Raw genomic sequence first — 18,257 nt, forward strand, 5'->3', positions numbered from 1 at the left:
CCGGGAGTGTCACGTCACCACGTCACGTCGGGCAATTCGATATCGATCGGGAACGGGCGGTCGACCTTCACTCGATTGCGGAAGATCCCGGTCGGCGCGTAGCCGCCCTCGGGGAGTAGCTCGAAGGTGTAGACGACGATGGCATCGGCTTCGTTCTCCACTCGCCAGAAACACTTGATCCCTGCTTCCGCGTACTGGGCGGGGCGGAGCACGCGATCCCTGGTCTTGGTCCTGGGCGACATCACTTCGATGACCAGGTGGACGACTTCCGGTGGGAAGGACAGGGATTCGGCGCTCACCGCGGTGCGCGTCACCGCGAGAACATCCGGTTCGGGAACCGTCGGACCGAGGTCGACTCCTTGCTCGGTGGCGATCACCGCCGCTGCTGTCTCCAGATTCGGATCAGTGGCCGAGGAGTTTGCGCCAGTGGGCGCGTAGCGGGTGTTTGGCGGTGACCGAGCCGAATCGGATGCTGCCCTGGACGACGAGGTGGAGGGGTCCGAGTGGGGGGCCGGTGCGGACTTTGTTGTTGACGCTGGAACCGATGAGGTCGACGCCGTCGAGGTCGACGGTGGCCTCGGCGGGGACGATGAGATTGAGCGAACTGCAGTAGTCGTCGACGTGCAGTTCGACCACCTGGGTCGACATGATCGCCTCGGTGAAATCCAGGGTGACGCCGGAGAGCCAGCTGTTCAGCACCAGCGTCGGCGGTACCTGCCACGGGCCACGGCGGTTGACACCGGACATGCGCGTTCGGATGACATTGCCCGGCACGGCGACCGGTGGGCGTCGGTAGGGCGGCATCGGGCGCGGCCGCTGGAACGAGGGCGCGGCGTTGACGAAATGCGTCTGCGGTGCGGCGGGCCTGCCGACGAGTTGCACGCCGGGCAGGTCTATCAGCACCGAGTTGAGTTCACCTCGGGTCTTGGCGGCCAGGGCGGTGTCCATCCGCTCGGTGAACTCGCCGAGCGAGAGCATCCCCAGGCCGACCGCGCGTTGCAACAACTGACCGACATGCTCGCGCTCGGCGTCGGATACGCGCAGTTCACGATCGCCCACAGCGCCGCCGCCATTCGATACCGATTCGGGGCCGCCCATGGAATCGAGGTTACCGACGATCGTGGGTGCGCGGCATCAGGGCAATCCCGGATTCTCGGAATTCGGGGCGGGGAGTGTCGATCGGCATTCCACGACCGTCGCAACCCGCGTCTTCGACCGATCGAAGAGCTGTTTCTCGTCCTCGAGAATTTCGGGTAGCGGCTGATTCCGCGCGACGCCCGCGGCGATGGCCTCGGCGGTCGCCCGGTCGGCGACCCACAGTTCGGTGATGACGTCGAACGGCAGTTCCTCGTCGCCGACCGGGTCGAGATAGTTGCGGACGTACCCGAGTAGTCCGCGCGAGTACTTCTCGCCGAATTTGGAGTGAATGTTCTCGTAGTAGTCGCGGAAGTCCGCCACCGACATGCCCGGTCGACGTTTGAGGAAGAGCAGAACCTTGTGGACCCGCGGCGCTGCCGCGTCGCGGGCGTGCGAATCGGTCATCGAGAGCTCCCGGCGGTGTCGGCTATCGGGCCGCGGCGGCGAAAGCCGTCAGTTCCCTGGCGACGTCGGGGCCGCTCGGGGTGTAGATGACTTCCCGCACACCGCGTTCGGCCAGCCTGGTCAGTTCGGCGCGGATCGCGTCGGGTTCGCCGATCATCGAGGGGAATCCGCCGTCGAATCCGGTCAGCGGCAGATCGCGTTCGGTCAGGTGGGTGACATGGCCCTGGTGGGTGAGCAGATGACGCTCTCCTTCGGGGGCGAGTTGTTCCACTTCGGCCCGCCACCGCGCTCCGCCCGGCATCGCGTCGACGGCCCTGGGTCCGGCGATGGCGTAGGCCTCGTGATACGCCACGGCCCGCCACGGGCCGACGGCCTCGCGGACCCGCCTGCTCTCGCGGTGTTCACCCGGTTCGAGGACGGTGCCGGCCCGCATGGTCGCCGTGGGCAGGGTGGGGTGCGGGTGCTGTCCGATGATGCCGTCGGCGACGCGCCCCGCCAGTTCGATCGCGCGCGGACCGAAGGCGCTCAACCAGATCTGCGCGTCGACCGGACGCGGCGCGGCCAACCCTTCGGCGTGCAGCATCCTGACCGGACTGTCGTCGATCGTCACGGTCTGCCCTTCGAGCAGGCCGCGAACCGCCGACAGGTATTCGCCGACCATCTTCAGCGACAGCGGCGCCCGGCCCATGGTGCGGCGCGCGGTGGCTCCGGTGCCGAAGCAGACACGGAACCGGCCGCCGGAGATTCGAGCGACGGTCGCGATGGATGACGCCATGGCCATCTCCGATCGCTCGCTCGGAATCGAGACCGCGGTGCCGAAACCGATGCGGGAGGTGCGGCTCGCGGCGAGCGCGAGGTGCGCGAACGGGTCCTCCCACAGCGGAGCCGATCCGAAGATCCACACCCGCGCGTAGCCGCACTCCTCGGCCAACGCGGCCAGATCGCTGAATTCGGGGCCGGGTGGCAGCCCGCACGACAGCTCTACGGGCGTGTTCTCCGGATTCGGCATGGGGTCATATAATCATACGATCGCGTCTAGTTGGAAGAGGTGGTGCGATCACTACGGGACAGCGACGGCCGGGACGACCGACCAGGACCGAGACGCGACAACTCGTCGAACGGCTGCGCGAAGCGGCGGTCGAGACCTTCCTCGCGTGCGGCTACGACGGCACGACCATGGAGGCGATCGCGCGGGCGGCGGGCATCACCAAACAGACGCTGTACGCCCGCTATCCGGACAAGCGTGCGGTTTTCGCCGAGGTGATCCCCTGGGCGATGTCGCGACGTGACTCGCGGGCGGTGTCCGCGCCGCCCGAGGGTGCCGACCTGCGCGCATCACTCACGGCGATCGGCCGTGAAGCCCTGGCCAGGGTCGCCGATCCGCGCCTGGTGAAACTGCAACGGATCGCCATGAGCGAATCGGCCAGATTCCCCGAATTCGCCCTCAGCGCCGAAACCATGGCGTGGTCGCCGCGGTTGCGCGCGGTGATGGACATCCTGCGACGGCACCGCGACGCCGGTGAACTCGATATCGCGGACGACGAACTCGATATCGCCGCCGAACATTTCCTCGTCCTCGTGGAGGCCCAGCCCTGGCGCTTGGCCGAATTCGGTGTCTATCGCAGCGATGAACAGACCGAAAGACATCTGCGCTACGCGATCACGCTGTTCCTGCGCGGCGTCGAGCCGCGATCCGGCGGGTCCGGGTGAGCTATTCGAGCCCCTGCTCGATCGCGTACCTGGTCAGCTCGACCCGGTTGGCGAGCTGGAGTTTTCGCAGCGTGGCCTGGACGTGGTTCTCCACGGTCCGATGACTCAGTCCGAGCCGCGTGGCGATCTGTTTCGCGGACAGACCCTTCGCCACCATCCGCAGTACCTCGGTCTCCCGGTCGGTCAGGGCGGGGCGGTGCGGCTCGTCCGGTTCGGCGGGTGCGGTCGCCATGCGCCGGTATTCGCCGAGGACCAGTCCCGCGAGTCCCGGCGTGAAAACCGGCTGCCCCGCCGCGGTCGCCCGGACGGCGTCGATCAATTCGGTGGCCGAAGCGCTCTTGACCAGATAACCCGACGCGCCTGCCTTGATCGCGTCGAGCACATCGTCGCGTTCGGCGGAGGCCGACAGGACCAGCACTCGGCTCTGCGGCGAGACCCGCAGGACCTCGGCGGTCGCCTGCGCGCCGTTGCCGTCGGGCAGTTGCATATCCATCAGCACGACCGCGGGTCGCACCGCCGCCGCCCGCCTGGTCGCCGCGCCGACCCCGTCCGCGGTGGCGGCCACCGTGAATCCGGCCTCGGTGAGGTCGCGGGACACGCCGTCACGCCACATCGGGTGATCGTCGACGACCATCACCGAAATGGCGCCTCCGGTGGCGTCGTCGGTCATCGCGTACCTCCCGTGTCGGTTCCGACCTGATCGCTCGGCTGTGTCGCCGAGCCGATTCCGGTCAATCGTGCCAGATCGGGTGGTACCGGGCGGAGACTCGAGCGGGCAGCGTCGGGCAGATGGGCGAGGCCGAACGACCGCGGGGGGAGCGACCACCTCATCCACGCGGAACGCGGAACTCCCATTCGACGCCCTCACCCGAACCCTCGGTGAGTAATTCCGCCGTCCCGCCGAGACTCGCGATACGCCCGACGATAGAACGCGACACCCCCATCCGGCCTTCGGCCTCGGCCTGTTCCAGACGCCCCGACTCGATGCCGACACCGTCGTCGCGCACGCTGACGATGAGCTCGTCGCCGGTGTCCTCCAGCAGCACATAGGTTTTCGCGTCGGGTCCGGCGTGCAGTCCGACATTGGACAGCGCTGTCGCCACCGCGGCCACGATCTCCGTCGCGGCCCAACGGCCGATCCGCACGGGTTCGCCCGGTGTCGAGACCGAAACGTTCGGCGTCGCGTGCGCGGTCAGCAGCGGGCGCAGATCCACCTCGGTGCCGCCCTCGTCGGCGCGTACGCCCTGTTCGGAGATCAGGACCCGGAGCGCGATCTCCTGCTCACCGGCCCGCTGCGCCAATTCCTCGGTGGGCCCGCCGATTTCGCCGCCACGGCGTTTGATGTAGCTGAGCACCTGCAGCACTCCGTCGTGTACCTCGCGTGCCAGACGTTCGCGTTCCTCGGCGGCGGCGGTGAGGCGGACGGCGCGCTGGAGTTGTTCCTGCGCTCTGCGCGCGGTGTTCGCGGCAAGGCCGAGCGCCAGCCCGACCGATACCAGCACCGGCATGGTGGCATCGGCCCACACGTCCTGGCCCCACTGGTCGCGAACGGTGATGATGACGGTGGAGATCAGTACGCCCGAGGCGATTCCGAGGATCGGCCCGCGCAAAATCGCGGCCGAGATCACCGCGTTCGCGGCCCACATGGTGGTCGGCAGGGTCTGGTGTCCGTGGTACCAGTCGTAATCGGCCACCAGCCGGGTGGCGCAGATCAGGCCGATCACCACGAGGTGGTCACCGATCACCACCCACGTCCGGACCCGCGCCACATTCGTCACGTGCCAATGCGAGAGCAGCAGCGCCGACGCACCGGACCACACCGCCATCAGGGCGATGAAAACCCAGCTCAGACGCTGATTCTGGTAGTACTGCACCGAAGCGACCTGCTGACCGATCGCGTACAGCAGGGTGACCAGCCGGAATGCCTGTACCGCCCGCCACAGCGGCGCGGTAGCGGCATCGGAGGGGTCGAGTTCTGTCGTCAGGCGCTCGCCGGTCCAGCGATCACCTGTCCGCATCGCCGCGCCCGTCCCCGTCGTCGGGTTTCCGCAGCAGGACGGTCTCGTGACGCAATGTCGCGGCCACGTCGAACCGGTCGGGGTCGGGATCCCGATCCGGTTCGGCCGAGAACATTCGGCCCGATTCCCCGGTCTGTAGATCCTCGAACGCCTCTTCCGGACTGTCGGCGAACAGCGACCGGATCGCCGTGTTCATCACCGCCACGAACGGCACCGCGAGCAGACCGCCCGCGATACCGCCGAGCACCACGCCCGCGGTGATCGCGAGCACCACCGCCAGCGGGTGGATGCTCACCGCCCGGCCGAGCAGCAGGGGTTGCAGCACATGACTTTCCAGCTGCATCACCGCGATGATGATGCCGAGCACGATCAACGCCGTGACCGGCCCCTTGGTCACCAGGGCGATGAAGACCGCGATGAAACCGGCCAGGAACGCGCCGATGATCGGGATGAACGCGCTGATGAAGACCAGCGAGGCCAGCGGCAGCGCCAGCGGGACACCGAGTATCGCCAGGCCCGCGCCGATGCCGATGGCGTCGACCGCCGCCACCGCGACCGTCGCGCGCACGAATCCGACCAGCGTTCCGAAGCCGAGTTGTCCGGCAAGGCGCACGCGCTCGCGATGGGGTGTCGGCACGATCCGGGTGACGAACTCCCAGATCTGATCGCCGCCGTAGAGGAAGAAGATCAGGATGAACAGGGTCAGGAAGGTGCCGGTGAGTATGTGGCCGATCGCCGTCGCGGTGGTCAGCGCGCCGCTGGTCACGCTGTCCTGATTGGACTGGATCATCTTGACGATCGTGTCGCCGATATTGCGGATCTGCTCGTTGCTCATATGCGGCGGACCGTTGATCAGCCAGTCCTGGATCTTGTGGATGCTGTGGGTGATCTCGTCCGACAGTTGCGGGACACCGGCGACGAACTGTTCCACGACGAAGGTCATGATGCCCGCGACGATGCCGAGCGATCCGACCAGCGCGACGAAAACCCCCACCCAGCGCGGCACGCCGAGACGTTGCATCCAATCCACAAGCGGCGCCAGCAGTCCGGCGGCGAGCAGCGCGATGGCGAGCGGGATCACCACCGTCGCGAGTCGCTGCACCACCATGGCGAGTACGTACACCGCCGCGAAGATGACCAGCAGCCGCCACGACCACTCCGCCGACTGCCGGACCAGCGGGTGCACCGCGTCCGCTGCCCCGGCTCTGCGTGCGGGACTCTGCTTCTGGTCGCTCACCTCCGCGAGCCTAACCGGCGCGCGTGGGTGAGGTCGGTCCCCCGTGATCGGCGGGCGGGTGGCCGAGCCGTCGACGGGTCCGGCGCGCAACCACCACGATATGCCCGGATGATCGAAACGCTAGATTGGTGCACGTGTCGGCGCCCTTGGAAGCGGTCAAACAGACCATGCGAACGCGCTGGCCGCTGTACCTGACGTCGATGCTGTTGGCCAACGCCTTCGGCGCGGTGCTGGTGTGGGCGTTCATCCAATATGGACTCCCGGTTCCGGAAGGGGAGGCGGCCGGCGCGCGGCGCGTCGGGCTCCTCGTTCCCGCCCTGGTATTCATCACCGGGGGGCTGTTGAGTCTGGCGGCGTCGGCGTTGATGCTGCGCCCGGTGATGCGCTGGCAGATGCGCGGCGGGCCGCCGAGCCGCCAGGAGCAGATGGCCGCCCTGCACGCACCGCTGCGCCAGGCGTTCGTGCACCTGGTGCTGTGGCTGGTCGGCGGCGCGGTGCTGGCCGCGCTGATCATCTCCGCCACGCCCGAACTCGCCGGGGCCGTCATCGTCACCGAATGCATGGCGGCGACCATCGTGTTCGGCTTCACCTACATGCTCGGCGAACGCATTCTGCGTCCGGTCGCCGCCGAGGCGCTGACCGCGGGCACCTTCGACCACACGCTGACCCCCGGCGTCGGCACGCGCATGGGCATGACCTGGGGGATGGGCACCTTCGCCCCGACCATCGCGATCGTGCTGCTGTGCGTCACCCAGATCACCTCGGACGTGAAATTCTCCGCGCAGTCGCTGGCGATCTCGATCCTGCTGCTCTCCGGCGTGGTGATCATGCAGGCGCTCGCGCTGTCGATGCTCACCGGATCCAGCATCTCCGATCCGGTCCGCCAGCTCAGCCAGGCCATCGACCGGGTGCAGGAGGGAGCGCGCGACGTCCAGGTCGAGGTCTTCGACGGCAGCGAGATCGGTCTGCTCCAGGTCGGCTTCAACCGGATGATGGAGGAGGCGGCCAAACGTCGTCAGCTCCAGGAACTCTTCGGTCAGCACGTCGGCGAGGAGGTCGCCCAGCGAGCCCTCGACTACGGCACCGAACTCGGCGGCGAGACCAGGTTCGTCGCGGTGCTGTTCGTCGACATGGTCGGGTCGACCGCGGCCGCCGCCGAACGTCCGCCGACCGAGGTCGTCGGTCTGCTCAACGAATTCTTCCGGATCGTCGTCGACGTCATCGACCGCCACCACGGATTCGTCAACAAATTCGTCGGCGACGCCGCGCTCGCGATCTTCGGCGCGCCGCTGGACCGGCCGGACGCGCCGACCGCCGCGCTGGCCGCCGGTCGCGACCTGCGCGAGGCATTGCGCGAGGTACCCGGACTCGATATCGGAATCGGCGTTTCCGCCGGCCTGGCCGTCGCGGGGAATATCGGTGCGGCGAACCGATTCGAGTACACGGTCATCGGCGACCCGGTCAACGAAGCCTCCCGTCTGACCGAACTGGCCAAGGACCAGCCGGGCCGGGTGCTGGCTTCCGGTAGCGCGCTGTATTTCGCCGACGAGAGCGAGCAGCGGTTGTGGATATCCGGCGAAGAGGTGCAGTTGCGCGGACGGCGACGCAAGACCCGACTCGCGTGGCCGAAGGACAACGGTGGGCCGACCGTGGATGCAGACAGCGAAACGACGGGTAGTTAGGCTGACCGCGTGAGCGCCAACGGGGAGACAGTGGGTAGGCCCCCGTCCCAGCCCCCGCCCCAACCGGCGACACGGCGTCGCGGCAGATTCCGCTGGGTCAAGTGGGTTCTCGGTGTCGCGCTCGCCGCACTGCTGATCGCCGAGGGCTTCTACCTCTGGCCGCGCCTGCACGAATCCTGGCAGAGTCTCACCGAGATCCACTGGGGTTGGCTCGCGGCGGGCGTCTGGTTCCAGGCGCTGTCCATGAGCGGATTCGGACGGGTGCAGAAACAGCTGCTGCGGGCGGGCGGCGTCGACGTCGGTCAGCGGAAATCGGTCGCGGTGGTCTACGGCGCGACCGCGATGTCGGTGACCCTGCCCGCCGGGCAGGTGTTCTCCACCGCGTTCACCTACCGCCAGACCCGCCGCTGGGGCGCGAGTCCGATCGTCGCCTCCTGGCAGTTGGTGATCTCCGGGGTGATCGCCACCGTCGGGCTCGCGCTGCTCGGGGTCGGCGGCGCGCTGCTCGTCGGCAATCGAGTGGGCCCGCTCAAACTCATCCTGTCGCTGGCCGGTGTCATCGCGCTGGTGTGGGTCGGCAATTACGTCTCGACCAATCCCGGTTCGCTGGAATCGGTGCTGCGGCGCGTTCTCGCCGGGGTCAATCGCCTGCGTAAGCGCGAGGCCGACCACGGCATGGACAAGGTCGAGGAAATCCTCGGTCAGCTCGAATCGGTCGACCTGGGCACCCGCGACGGCGTGCTCGTCGGATTCTGGGCCATCGTGCACCGCTTCGCCGATGTCGCCTGTCTGGGCGCCGCGTGTTACGCGGTCGGCGCCGACCCGAAACTCTCCGGACTGCTGCTCGCCTTCGCCGCGGGTAAAGCCGTCGGATCCATCCCCTTCGCGCCGGGCGGCATCGTCTACGTCGACGCGACCCTGATCTACGGACTCACCGTGGCCGCGGGCCTGCCCGCCGCGCAGGCCGTCGCGGGCGCTTTCGTCTACCGGCTGATCAGTTTCATCCTCGTCGCGATCATCGGCTGGATCGTCTTCGCCTTCGTGTTCCGCACTCCGCAGGCCGACGACGCCGAATTCGAGAAGGAATTCGAACAGCGCAGGACCGTGTAGATCCACGCCGGCCCGATTCATGACTCGACAGTGCGAAGTGTCCGGTCCGGTGGCCGTTCACCCTGGAACTACGCTGGCGGCCGTGAAAAAAGTTGCGCCGTGGCTGGTCGATGTGTTGCTGGTGATCCTGTTCTGCGTCATCGGGCGGCGCAGCCACGACGAGGCGATTCTCACCGGTCTGCTGAAGACCTTGTGGCCGTTCGCGATCGGCCTCGCCCTCGGCTGGATCGCGGTGCGCGTGCTCGCGAGCCGCGGGGCGGGCGACCGTCCGATCGACGGGATCGCGCTCTGGCCGACCGGCGTGCTCGTCTGGCTCGGCACGCTGTGCGGCGGCATGGTGCTGCGCGCGATCAGCGGCCAGGGCACCGCCGCGAGTTTCATCGCGGTGGCGGCGACGGTGCTCGCGCTGTTCCTGCTCGGCTGGCGCGCGGCGGTGACCGCCCTGCGGTGAGCTCCGGGATCGGGCCCGTCGGTCAGTCGTTGACGCCGATGCGGCGGGCGAACGCGCGCAGCGGGACTCGACGGTCGTGGTCGAGCAGTTCGGACACGATATGGCGGGGCAGGGTCTGGTATTTCATCCAGTCGACACCGCCGACGCGTTCGGCGTTGAGCAGTGCGTCCAGGGCGCGCTGGTATTGGCCGGTCCGGGTCCACGCCACGGCGGTGTCGGCGATGTGGCGAGCCCGTGAGGCCTGGGGGAGACCGCCGTTGCTGGGCATCGCCTTGGCGGCGGCCAATGCCTCGGCGTAACGCTCGCAGGAGACGTTCACGTCGACGGTCTGCATGACCACCTGGGAGGGGCCGAAATAGGTTTCGTAGTCCTGCCGGTCGCCGCCGATACGCAGCGCGACTTCGCCCGCGGCCTCCACCAGCGACAATGCCTCGTGGATGTCCTGGCCCCGGCCCGCGGCCGTCGCGCCTTGCAGGACGAGCGATCCGTACGCGGACAGGTGCGCCGGGCATTCGTCGCCGTTGGGTTCGAGTTCGGACGCGGCGCGTAAGGCGACCTTGCGCGATTCCTCGTAGCGGCCCTGCACGAGCAGCTGCCACGCGATCGAACCGCGAATCGTGGCGAGCAACAGGGGATCACCCCCGTGTTCGGCCGCGCCGAGCGCCTGCCGGACGGCGAGAAAGGCCGGATCGGTCTGGCCGAGGTGGACCAGGGTGCAGCCGGTGACCCAGTACATCCGCGCCAGCAGTTCGTTCGCGGGCGCGACCGTGCCGTTGCGCGCGGCGTGCACGGTGGCGCGCAGCTGGGTGAGCCCGGAGGGCAGCAACGTGGTGAGCAGTTCGTAGCGACCGGCCCAGTAGGCGCCCCACGCGTAATCGACCGAACGGCTGCCCTCTTCGAGGCTGACGGCCTGTTCGTCGGGAAATTCTCCGAGAAGATCGTCAACGGGGGTTAACGCTCGGCGGATCGCCACGATGCCCGCGTCGGGGTTGCTGGAAGGTATCCCGTGCCGCTTGCCGACGAGATCGGAGATGTCGACATCCAGTGCGCGCGCGAGCTTTTGCAGGCTCGCGATGGACGCGGTCTGCCGTCCGCCCTGCTCGAGCTTGCGCACGAGATCGACACTCACCCCGGCTTGATCGGCAAGTTGACGTTGCGTCAGCGCTTTGCCGCGAAAGCGCCTGATCCGCACGCCGATCGACGAATCGTCCATGTACCCATGTCCTTTGTTACATCCGGGTTTCAGAGTACGACGCTAAGCGATCGCGGTCGAGCACAGTGGGACATTACGTACGACTCGTCGCCGCCCGGTTGGAATACCGTTGCCTTTCTGCAACTTTGAGAACGCAAAGGGCGGCGGCAATGATCACGATGCCGAACACCACAGTGCGGGCTCCTCGCGCCGATCGCGCGACCGAGCCGGGTGCACATTCAGATCGAACGGCGCGCGACACCCAGCGCACCATCAGACTGCGCGATTTGCTCCTACCGACGCAGAACTCGTTACTCGTACTGTCCGGCGATCGCGGTGAGGGGTAAACGTCATGTTCGAACGCTGTCAGACACCACACGATATCGCGCGCCTGCTGCGACATCGCTATGGACTTCCGGTGCAACTGCTCGCCGGTCGTCCGATGATCGTCACCGGATCCGTACTCGGCGCGGTGGTCATGCCGCCGGAACTGGGCCGCTCGGTGCTCGCCACGCTGGACCGGAATTTCACCGCGCCGGTGGTGGCCGATCCCGGCGAACGCACCTGGACCTTCCTGGTCGCGCCGCCGAGCCCGGCGCCGCCGCTGGACGTCGCGATCCGGCGGTTCCTGTCCGGACATCAGGTCGTGGTGGTTCCCGGCGGACGTCAAGTCCTGCTGCCGACCACCGATTCGGCACTGGGCTGGCACTGGGCGGGCGAACCGGCTCCCGGTGTGCTGCGCATGCCACCGCGCTCGGCCGTGCTGAACGCCGTGCACCAGGTGACGGGCACGCGGGCGCCGACCCCGTAGGCCAACCGGCGTCCCCGGCCTCCATCCGATCTCGGTCGGGTGGAGGCCGGTCGGGTACTTATCGGCCCCCGTTCGGGTGTTTCTACTCATCCCGGTAACCCGTACGGGACCGACCATGAGTACATGACGACCTCTATCGACCCGGCGCTGATCACACGGCTCTCGGGTGAGTTCACCGCGCTCGGCACGCAGATGGGCGTACTCGGCCGCGATCTCGACCTCCTGCACGCCCAACTCATGGGCGAAACCCACCGCGCCGCCCCCGGCATCTCGCCGGTGCCCGCGCCGCTCGCCGGTCCCGGTGCTCGGCCGGGGCCCGCGGGTGGTCCCGGCGCACCTGTTGCCCCCGGAACGCAGGATGTCCGTGGCGGATCCGCCGGACAGGTTGCGCCCGGCGGACCTTCTGCCCCCGGGGTGCGCCATGTCGATGGTCCTGCCAACGCCGACGTGCCCAATTCGGCAGACGGGTCGGCTGATTCCGGCACGTCGGCGGGCGGTACATCCGGCGCACCTGCCGAAAGTGGTGCTTCCACGGGAATCGGCGTGACCGGGGCAGCGGCATCGGGCACGCTGACCGGCCACGGCGCAACCAGCGCGGCCGGAGCGTCAAGTGACACCGGGGCGACGGGGCTCGGGCACGATTCGACCACCACACCGGCCTCTCCCGTTGTGCCCGGAACCCCCGATATTCCTGGAGCTGTTAGTTCGGCCACTGTGCCACCGGAGAATTCACCCCTGAGCGGAAACGTCGCAGGCGGTGCATCCGTGGCGGCGTCCTCGCAGATTCCACCGGCGCCGGGACCGTGGCCGGGTCAGGGTGCCCGGGTGCAGGGTTACGGCACGGTGCCTCCCGGTGCCGCGATCCCCGGCGCGCACGGTGGAATGGTGATGCCCCCCTACGGTCCCGGTCAGGCACCGCGTTGGGGTGCGCCGGTCGGGCCGCCGCCGGGGTGGCGTCCGCCGGTGCCTCCGGTGCGGAAGGCGCCCGTCGCGCGGACTCCGTGGTGGCAGCGGGAAGGGGTGATCAGTCGGGTGCTCGCGGTCGCGGGTGTCGGCGTGACCCTGATCGGTGTGGTGATGCTGCTGGTGCTCGCCGCGCAGGCGGGATACTTCGGACCGGTGCTCAGAGTCGGTGCCGGAGCGGTGTTCTCGGCTGTGCTGGTCGGGGCGGGTATGCGGGTTTTCGGGCGCGCGGGCGGCCGCGTCGGCGGAATCGCGTTGGCGGCCACCGGTATCGCGGGCGCCTATCTCGACGTCGTCGCGGTGACGGCGATCTACGACTGGCTGCATCCGGTACTCGGACTCGCGGTGGCGCTGGCCGTCGCGGCGGGCGGCGTGGCACTGGCGATGGAATGGAAATCGCAGCCGCTGGCGGTGCTCGTCGTCGCGGGCGCGGCGGCGCTGTCACCGGTGGTGACCTCGGAACTGATGTTGCTCGGATTCTTGATCGTGCTCCAATTGGCCTGCGCACCTGTGCAACTGGTTCGCAACTGGCCGGTCCTGCACGTGGTGCGCACACTGCCCGCCGTCCTCGCGACGCTGGGTTGTATCACGATCGCGACCTTCGACGAGCCCGCACCCGATCGCGTGAACTGGTTGCTCGCCGCCGCGATCGCGATCGCGGCGATCGGGCTGGTCACCACGGTTCTCGGCGTGCGCGGACGGCCCTCCGACGTGATCGCGTCACTGGCCTTCGCGATGGCGACGACACCGCTGCTCGCGATGCCGGTCCTGTTCGAACGTCGCGCGGCGGTCGTCGTCGCCGCGATCTACGCGGCGGTGCTGCTCGCCGTCGCGGCCGCGTATCTGTCCCCGAAACTGCGTGCGGTGCTGCGCGTTCCGGGCCACACCGCGACGGTGGCGGCGATCGCGGGTGCCTTCGCGCTACTCGAGGTGTGCTTCCGGGTGACCGACGGGCGGACAGCGCCGATCGCGCTGTTGCTGGTGGCCATCGGCTTCCTCGGTGTCGCGGGACAGGTGCGCTCGCGGGTGGCCGCGGCCATCGGTGGCGCGTTCGCGGCGCTCGGAGCGTTCGGACTCCTGGTCGTGGCCTCGCCGAATATCCTCGCGACGCAACGACTCGCGCAGGAGAACCTGGATATCTCGACGGTGCTCGCCGCCGTTCTTGCGGTGGCCGTGGTCGCGGTCGCGGTGTGGGGGATCAGGAAACTGCCGACGATGTCCTCGGGCGACACCGAGGAATCGATGCTGTGGATCGTGGCCGCCGCCGTCGCCCTCTACGCGGTGACGGTCGCGACGGTGTCGATCGGGGTGGCGTCGGGGGTCGCCGACGGATTCGTCATCGGACACTGTGCCGCCACCATCCTGTGGATGGTCGGCGCGACGGCGGCGCTGCTGTACGGCCTGCGCAATCTGTCACGCTCGGCGGCGGTGGCCAAGGTGGCTCTCGGCTCGGGACTGCTCGTCACCGCCGCCGCCCTCGTCAAACTGTTCCTGTTCGATCTGGCGACGCTCGACGGACTGGTCCGCGTCGCCGCGTTCCTGGTGGTCGGTGTGCTCCTGCTGGTCGTCGGCACCCGGTATGCCCGTGCCTTCGCGGAGGCGGGGGCTACTCGGGATCGCGACGGCGAAGAAGTTCGTTGACACTGACCGTGCGGCCGTCACTCCCGTGGTGGCGGCCCTCGTCGGCGTTGCTCGCGACGCGACGACGGGACGACCGGAGTTCGGCCATCCAGTTCTCGATACTGCTGCGGTTCTCCTCGGGAGTCTCAGCGGTATCGGCATTCTCGGCAGACTCCGAATCGGGTCCGTGCGATTCGTGATGCGGACGGCCCGTCGCCTCCGCCTCGCCGACCGGTCGCGGCGCCGACACTTCGGGTACCCGCGGTGTCGACACCTCGGGCAGATCGCCGCCCGATCGGACGCCCCGGACCATATCCGAGGAGATGGCGCTGCGCGCCGAATCACCGGTTCGGAAAACGGCGGGCGCGGGTTCGGTGGGCGGCAGATCCGGCTCCGAGGACGGAGTCCTCGCGGAGTCGACAGAGGACGGAGTCCTCGCGGAGTCGACAGAGGACGGAGTCCTCGCGGAGTCGACAGAGGACGGAGTCCTCGCGGGCTCCACGGGAGTTCTCGCGGATTCGGCCGCGGACTGCGTTCTCGTGGACTCGATCGGTGACGGCGGCCGTACCCCCTCGGCCGAGGGGGCGGTCCAGGTGGGCTCACCCACCGGTCGCGCGGGTTCCCCGCCGTGTCGACCCGGCTCCGGCGCGGTGACCGCGGGCGGGACCGCACGCGGACGTGTGGGATCGGCCTGCGCGGGTGCGGAGCGGGGCCTGCTCGGATCGGGACCTGTCGAACGGGTCGGTGTGGGGTCGCCCGGCTTGCGGACCTGCGCGCGCGGACCGGCGGCCCTCGGCACCGCCCCGATACGCGCGGTCGGCGCTTCGGCTTCGATCTCGGCGACGGTGCGCGGCCTGCGCGGCGAGCGGCGCAGTTTGCCACCCTCCACCGCGGGGATCTGCATGGTGACCGGATCGGTGATCGGGGTGGTCTTGACCAGGTCGACCACCTCGCCGCCCCCGGGACGCTCGTCGTCGAGGATGGGTTCGCCGAGCCCGATCTTCTCCTGGATGCGTTTCATCCAGGCGGGGGCCCACCAGCAGTCGTCGCCGAGCAGTTTCATGGTGGCGGGCACGAGCAGCATGCGCAGAATGGTGGCGTCGATGAACAGCGCCGCGATCAGGCCGTAGGCGATGTACTGCATCATCACCAGGTCGGAGAACGCGAACGCGCCGACGACCACGAGCAGGATCAGTGCCGCCGCGGTGATGATCCGGCCGGTCTGCGCGGTGCCGATCCGCACCGCCTCGGTGGTCGACGCGCCCTGGGAGCGCGCTTCGACCATGCGTGAGAGCAGGAAGACCTCGTAGTCGGTCGACAATCCGTAGATCACCGCGATGATCAGCACGAGCACCGGCGACATGATCGGCTGCGGGGTGAAATTCAGCAGACCGGCCCCGTGCCCGTCGACGAAGATCCAGGTCAGGATGCCCAGGGTGGAACCGAGTCCCAACGCGCTCATGAGCGCGGCCTTGATGGGCAGCACCAGCGAACCGAAGGTCAGGAACATCAGCAGCGTGGTCACGAACAGCACCAGCGCGATCATCAGCGGCATGCGATCGAGCAGCGCGTCGATACTGTCCTTCTGGATCGTCGGCTGGCCGCCGACGTACATGGTGACGTCGTCGGGCAGTTCCAGCGAGCGCAGATAGTCGATCGTCGGGTCGGCGTTCTCCGAATCCTGGAGTGTGGCGCTGGTCCGGTAGACGTCGGTCTGGGTGGTCGACCGCTGCGGCACCTCGAAATTGCCGGTGAGGCCGGGCGCCTGGTTGGCTTCCTTCCAGACCTTGCCGACATCGGTGCTGTTGTCGGACACGAAGACCAACTGGATCGGGTCGGTCTTCTTCAGCGGGAAGATCTGATAGAACTCCTGCAGCGCCACACGGGTCGGGTTGTCCGGCGGCAGATACCGTTCGTTGATACCGCCGAAGGCCAGATTCTTGACCGGAATGATCAACAGCAGCAGCAGGACGCAGATCGGCACCGCGATCTTGAGCGGATGCTTCATCACCCACTGGGTGGTCCTGCCCCAGAAGCCGTTCTCGATATCGTCGGCGGTCTTGGTCTTGCGGAAACGTTTGAGGCCGAGCGAGTCGACGCGCGGGCCCAGGATGCCGAGCATGGCGGGCAGGATGGTGATCGCCGAGAGCGCGGCCAGCGACACCGTGGCGATCGTGCCGTAGGCCACCGATTTCAGGAAGCCCTGCGGGAACAGCAGCATGCCGCCGAGACTCGCGATGATCATGGTCGCGGAGAACACGACGGTGCGACCGGCGGTCATCACGGTGCGGCGCACGGCCGCCCGTGTGTCGTACCCCTCGGCGAGTTCTTCGCGGAATCGACTGACCATGAACAGGCCGTAGTCGATCGCCAGGCCGAGACCGATCATCGAGACGACGCCGGAGACGAACGAGTTGACCTCGGTGAACCGCGTCAGGAACATGATGATGCCGTTGGCGCCGATGACGGTGAGGCCGCCGACGATCAAGGGCAGACCGGCGGCTATCAGGCCGCCGAAGATGAAGAACAGCAGGATCGCCACGGCCGGGATAGCCAGCATCTCCATGCGCAGCTGGTCGGCGGCCATGGTGTCGTTCAACGTGCCCGCGACCGCTTGCAGGCCGGTGACCTGCACGTCGACGCCCGGAATGTAGAAGACGTCCTTCACTTTCCGGTAATTGCGCACCATATCGGTGTCGTTGTCACCGACGATGGCGACCGAGGCGAAGGTGTACTTCTTGTCCTTGGACCCGAAGGTCAGCGGAACGCCGGGCCCGGTTTCGGTCTGCCAGTACGCGCCGTTGATCTTGGCGATCTCGTTCGGGTAGGTCTTGGGCAGCGAATTCAGGTTGTCGACGACCTGCTGACGGAACTGCGGGTCGTCGATCGTCTTGCCCTCGGGCGCGGTGTACAGCACGATCACGTCGCTGGTGTGATCACGCCCGAACGCCCCGTCCGCGACCCGTGCCGCCTGCGCGGATTCCGAGGTGGGATCGTCCCAGCCGCTGGAACTGAGATGGTCTTCGAGGCCGAAGCCGTAGCCGCCCAGACCGAGTAGGGCGGCCACCACCACGCCGATGACGGCGTAGCGCAGCCGGTAGACCAGATCGCCCCAGCGTGTGAACACTAAGCGACTCCTTGAGCAGGGCGAGAGGTGAGCAGTGCCGTCAGCGGCCGGAACGGCTGCAGCCAGGCACCCTCGTCGGGCAGCGAGTCGAGGCTCACCCGGGGCAGTGGTTCACGGAACACACCCGGGATGTCCTCGAGGTCGATGAACTCGAGGGTATCGGATGTGACGGCCCAACTCGCATGCTCGCGGAAGCCCAATACCTGAACGGGGATTCCGTGCGCGGCGAGTTCTTCGAGAGGTTCGCGAAACGCCTGGCCGTCGGCCGAGGCCACCATGATTCCGGCCAGACCCGCGCCGCGCCTGCGTAGCTCGATATGTCCGAGCATGTCGGCGTCGACGTCGGAATCCTCGTCGATCTTCGGTTTGGCGAAGACGGCGTAGCCGACATTGCGCAGCGCCTCGACCCACGGCCGGACCACGTCCGCGGTGCCGGGGGCGATATTGGTGAAAACGGTGGCTTCCGGTTCGACGCGGCCCGCGCTGCCGACCGACAGTTCCGCGGTCTTGGCGAGCAGCCAGCGGCCCAGTGCGTCGAAACGCGGGCGATAGGCGGCGGTCGGTCGGCCCCCGAGGATGGCGCCCAGACCCATGTCGAGGTTCGGCGCGTCCCAGACCAGGAGCACCCTTCGCACGTCGGGACCCGCCGCCGGACCCGCGACCTCCCCCTCGACGTCATCGGCCCCGGTGGCCGTCTCGTGGGCAATCTGACCGACGCTCATAACTCCGCCTCGGCGGCGCTCGACACCCTCATGACGGTCATGACGGCTGAGCTAATTGATCGCTCGCTGCGC

At 68.1% G+C, this 18,257-nt stretch carries 16 protein-coding genes; 6 read left to right on the top strand and 10 right to left on the bottom strand.

All coding sequences use genetic code 11. The annotated features are described in order from the left end of the window. Window positions 1-14 precede the first annotated feature (14 nt). From DAT37_RS03240 to DAT37_RS03255, 4 genes are all read right to left on the bottom strand, one after another. A complete protein-coding gene (locus DAT37_RS03240; RefSeq protein WP_157978251.1) occupies window positions 15-377 on the bottom strand; it encodes a Uma2 family endonuclease in 363 nt (120 codons plus the stop codon). A 25-nt stretch (window positions 378-402) separates the two neighbouring features. Further along, window positions 403-1,059 carry a DUF1707 SHOCT-like domain-containing protein gene (locus tag DAT37_RS03245; protein ID WP_109523271.1) on the bottom strand — a complete coding sequence of 219 codons (657 nt, stop codon included), beginning with the start codon at window positions 1,057-1,059 and terminating at the stop codon, window positions 403-405. Between the two features lie 75 nt (window positions 1,060-1,134). Then, window positions 1,135-1,542 carry an EthD domain-containing protein gene (locus DAT37_RS03250; protein WP_109523097.1) on the bottom strand — a complete coding sequence of 136 codons (408 nt, stop codon included), beginning with the start codon at window positions 1,540-1,542 and terminating at the stop codon, window positions 1,135-1,137. Window positions 1,543-1,564: 22 nt separating this feature from the next. After that, window positions 1,565-2,551 (bottom strand): LLM class flavin-dependent oxidoreductase, encoded by a 987-nt coding sequence (locus tag DAT37_RS03255; RefSeq protein ID WP_109523098.1) that lies wholly within the window; start codon window positions 2,549-2,551, stop codon window positions 1,565-1,567. A 113-nt stretch (window positions 2,552-2,664) separates the two neighbouring features. Between DAT37_RS03255 and DAT37_RS03260 the strand changes: the two genes are divergently transcribed. After that, on the top strand, window positions 2,665-3,252 hold the full coding sequence (locus DAT37_RS03260) for a TetR/AcrR family transcriptional regulator (RefSeq protein ID WP_269814731.1): 588 nt from the start codon (window positions 2,665-2,667) through the stop codon (window positions 3,250-3,252). A gap of 1 nt (window position 3,253) precedes the next feature. On the opposite strand, the gene DAT37_RS03265 is transcribed toward DAT37_RS03260, so the two are convergent. The 3 genes from DAT37_RS03265 to DAT37_RS03275 all read right to left on the bottom strand — a co-directional run bounded on the left by DAT37_RS03265 (window position 3,254) and on the right by DAT37_RS03275 (window position 6,507). Next, window positions 3,254-3,922 (bottom strand): response regulator, encoded by a 669-nt coding sequence (locus DAT37_RS03265; protein WP_109523099.1) that lies wholly within the window; start codon window positions 3,920-3,922, stop codon window positions 3,254-3,256. A gap of 157 nt (window positions 3,923-4,079) precedes the next feature. Next, entirely contained in the window at window positions 4,080-5,270 is a 1,191-nt protein-coding gene (gene macS, locus DAT37_RS03270) for a MacS family sensor histidine kinase (RefSeq protein WP_109523100.1), read from the bottom strand. Next, window positions 5,257-6,507 carry an AI-2E family transporter gene (locus tag DAT37_RS03275; RefSeq protein ID WP_232839466.1) on the bottom strand — a complete coding sequence of 417 codons (1,251 nt, stop codon included), beginning with the start codon at window positions 6,505-6,507 and terminating at the stop codon, window positions 5,257-5,259. Before DAT37_RS03275 ends, macS begins: the two co-directional genes overlap by 14 nt. A 167-nt stretch (window positions 6,508-6,674) precedes the next feature. Between DAT37_RS03275 and DAT37_RS03280 the strand changes: the two genes are divergently transcribed. From DAT37_RS03280 to DAT37_RS03290, 3 genes are all read left to right on the top strand, one after another. Further along, window positions 6,675-8,189, top strand: coding sequence for an adenylate/guanylate cyclase domain-containing protein (locus DAT37_RS03280; RefSeq protein ID WP_198654070.1), 1,515 nt, complete (start codon window positions 6,675-6,677; stop codon window positions 8,187-8,189). Between the two features lie 9 nt (window positions 8,190-8,198). Then, window positions 8,199-9,299 (top strand): lysylphosphatidylglycerol synthase transmembrane domain-containing protein, encoded by a 1,101-nt coding sequence (locus DAT37_RS03285; protein ID WP_109523101.1) that lies wholly within the window; start codon window positions 8,199-8,201, stop codon window positions 9,297-9,299. 82 nt (window positions 9,300-9,381) lie between these two features. Continuing rightward, window positions 9,382-9,750: a DUF3054 domain-containing protein gene (locus tag DAT37_RS03290; protein WP_109523102.1), complete on the top strand. Its 369-nt coding sequence runs from the start codon at window positions 9,382-9,384 to the stop codon at window positions 9,748-9,750. A 22-nt stretch (window positions 9,751-9,772) separates the two neighbouring features. Here DAT37_RS03290 and DAT37_RS03295 read toward each other — a convergent pair whose 3' ends face one another. Further along, entirely contained in the window at window positions 9,773-10,963 is a 1,191-nt protein-coding gene (locus DAT37_RS03295; RefSeq protein WP_109523103.1) for a helix-turn-helix domain-containing protein, read from the bottom strand. Between the two features lie 331 nt (window positions 10,964-11,294). On the opposite strand from DAT37_RS03295, the gene DAT37_RS03300 reads away from it, so the two are divergent. Further along, the gene (locus DAT37_RS03300; protein ID WP_109523104.1) at window positions 11,295-11,753 is read left to right on the top strand and encodes a hypothetical protein; all 459 of its coding nucleotides are present in this window, start codon (window positions 11,295-11,297) and stop codon (window positions 11,751-11,753) included. Window positions 11,754-11,876: 123 nt separating this feature from the next. Beyond that, complete coding sequence (locus DAT37_RS03305) at window positions 11,877-14,357, top strand: DUF2339 domain-containing protein (RefSeq protein ID WP_232839467.1); 2,481 nt, start codon at window positions 11,877-11,879, stop codon at window positions 14,355-14,357. On the opposite strand, the gene DAT37_RS03310 is transcribed toward DAT37_RS03305, so the two are convergent. Both DAT37_RS03310 and DAT37_RS03315 read right to left on the bottom strand, forming a co-directional pair. Further along, window positions 14,323-17,463, bottom strand: coding sequence for an MMPL family transporter (locus DAT37_RS03310; RefSeq protein WP_109523105.1), 3,141 nt, complete (start codon window positions 17,461-17,463; stop codon window positions 14,323-14,325). The two genes, DAT37_RS03305 and DAT37_RS03310, sit on opposite strands and share 35 nt — an antisense overlap. Then, window positions 17,463-18,185, bottom strand: a complete 723-nt coding sequence (locus DAT37_RS03315) for an NYN domain-containing protein (RefSeq protein ID WP_109523106.1) — start codon at window positions 18,183-18,185, stop codon at window positions 17,463-17,465. The genes DAT37_RS03310 and DAT37_RS03315 overlap by 1 nt, the downstream gene beginning before the upstream one ends. Window positions 18,186-18,257 lie beyond the last annotated feature (72 nt).

This window comes from Nocardia aurea, from assembly GCF_003123685.1.
Taxonomy (GTDB): domain Bacteria; phylum Actinomycetota; class Actinomycetes; order Mycobacteriales; family Mycobacteriaceae; genus Nocardia; species Nocardia aurea.

Excerpts from the sequence above, each read along its gene's own strand:
- DAT37_RS03280 (WP_198654070.1), top strand. The coding sequence starts at position 6,675 with ATGCGAACGCGCTGGCCGCTGTACCTGACGTCGATGCTGTTGGCCAAC.
- DAT37_RS03305 (WP_232839467.1), top strand. The coding sequence starts at position 11,877 with ATGACGACCTCTATCGACCCGGCGCTGATCACACGGCTCTCGGGTGAG.
- DAT37_RS03250 (WP_109523097.1), bottom strand. The coding sequence starts at position 1,542 with ATGACCGATTCGCACGCCCGCGACGCGGCAGCGCCGCGGGTCCACAAG.
- DAT37_RS03315 (WP_109523106.1), bottom strand. The coding sequence starts at position 18,185 with ATGAGCGTCGGTCAGATTGCCCACGAGACGGCCACCGGGGCCGATGAC.
- macS (WP_109523100.1), bottom strand. The coding sequence starts at position 5,270 with ATGCGGACAGGTGATCGCTGGACCGGCGAGCGCCTGACGACAGAACTC.
- DAT37_RS03265 (WP_109523099.1), bottom strand. The coding sequence starts at position 3,922 with ATGACCGACGACGCCACCGGAGGCGCCATTTCGGTGATGGTCGTCGAC.
- DAT37_RS03255 (WP_109523098.1), bottom strand. The coding sequence starts at position 2,551 with ATGCCGAATCCGGAGAACACGCCCGTAGAGCTGTCGTGCGGGCTGCCA.
- DAT37_RS03295 (WP_109523103.1), bottom strand. The coding sequence starts at position 10,963 with ATGGACGATTCGTCGATCGGCGTGCGGATCAGGCGCTTTCGCGGCAAA.
- DAT37_RS03300 (WP_109523104.1), top strand. The coding sequence starts at position 11,295 with ATGTTCGAACGCTGTCAGACACCACACGATATCGCGCGCCTGCTGCGA.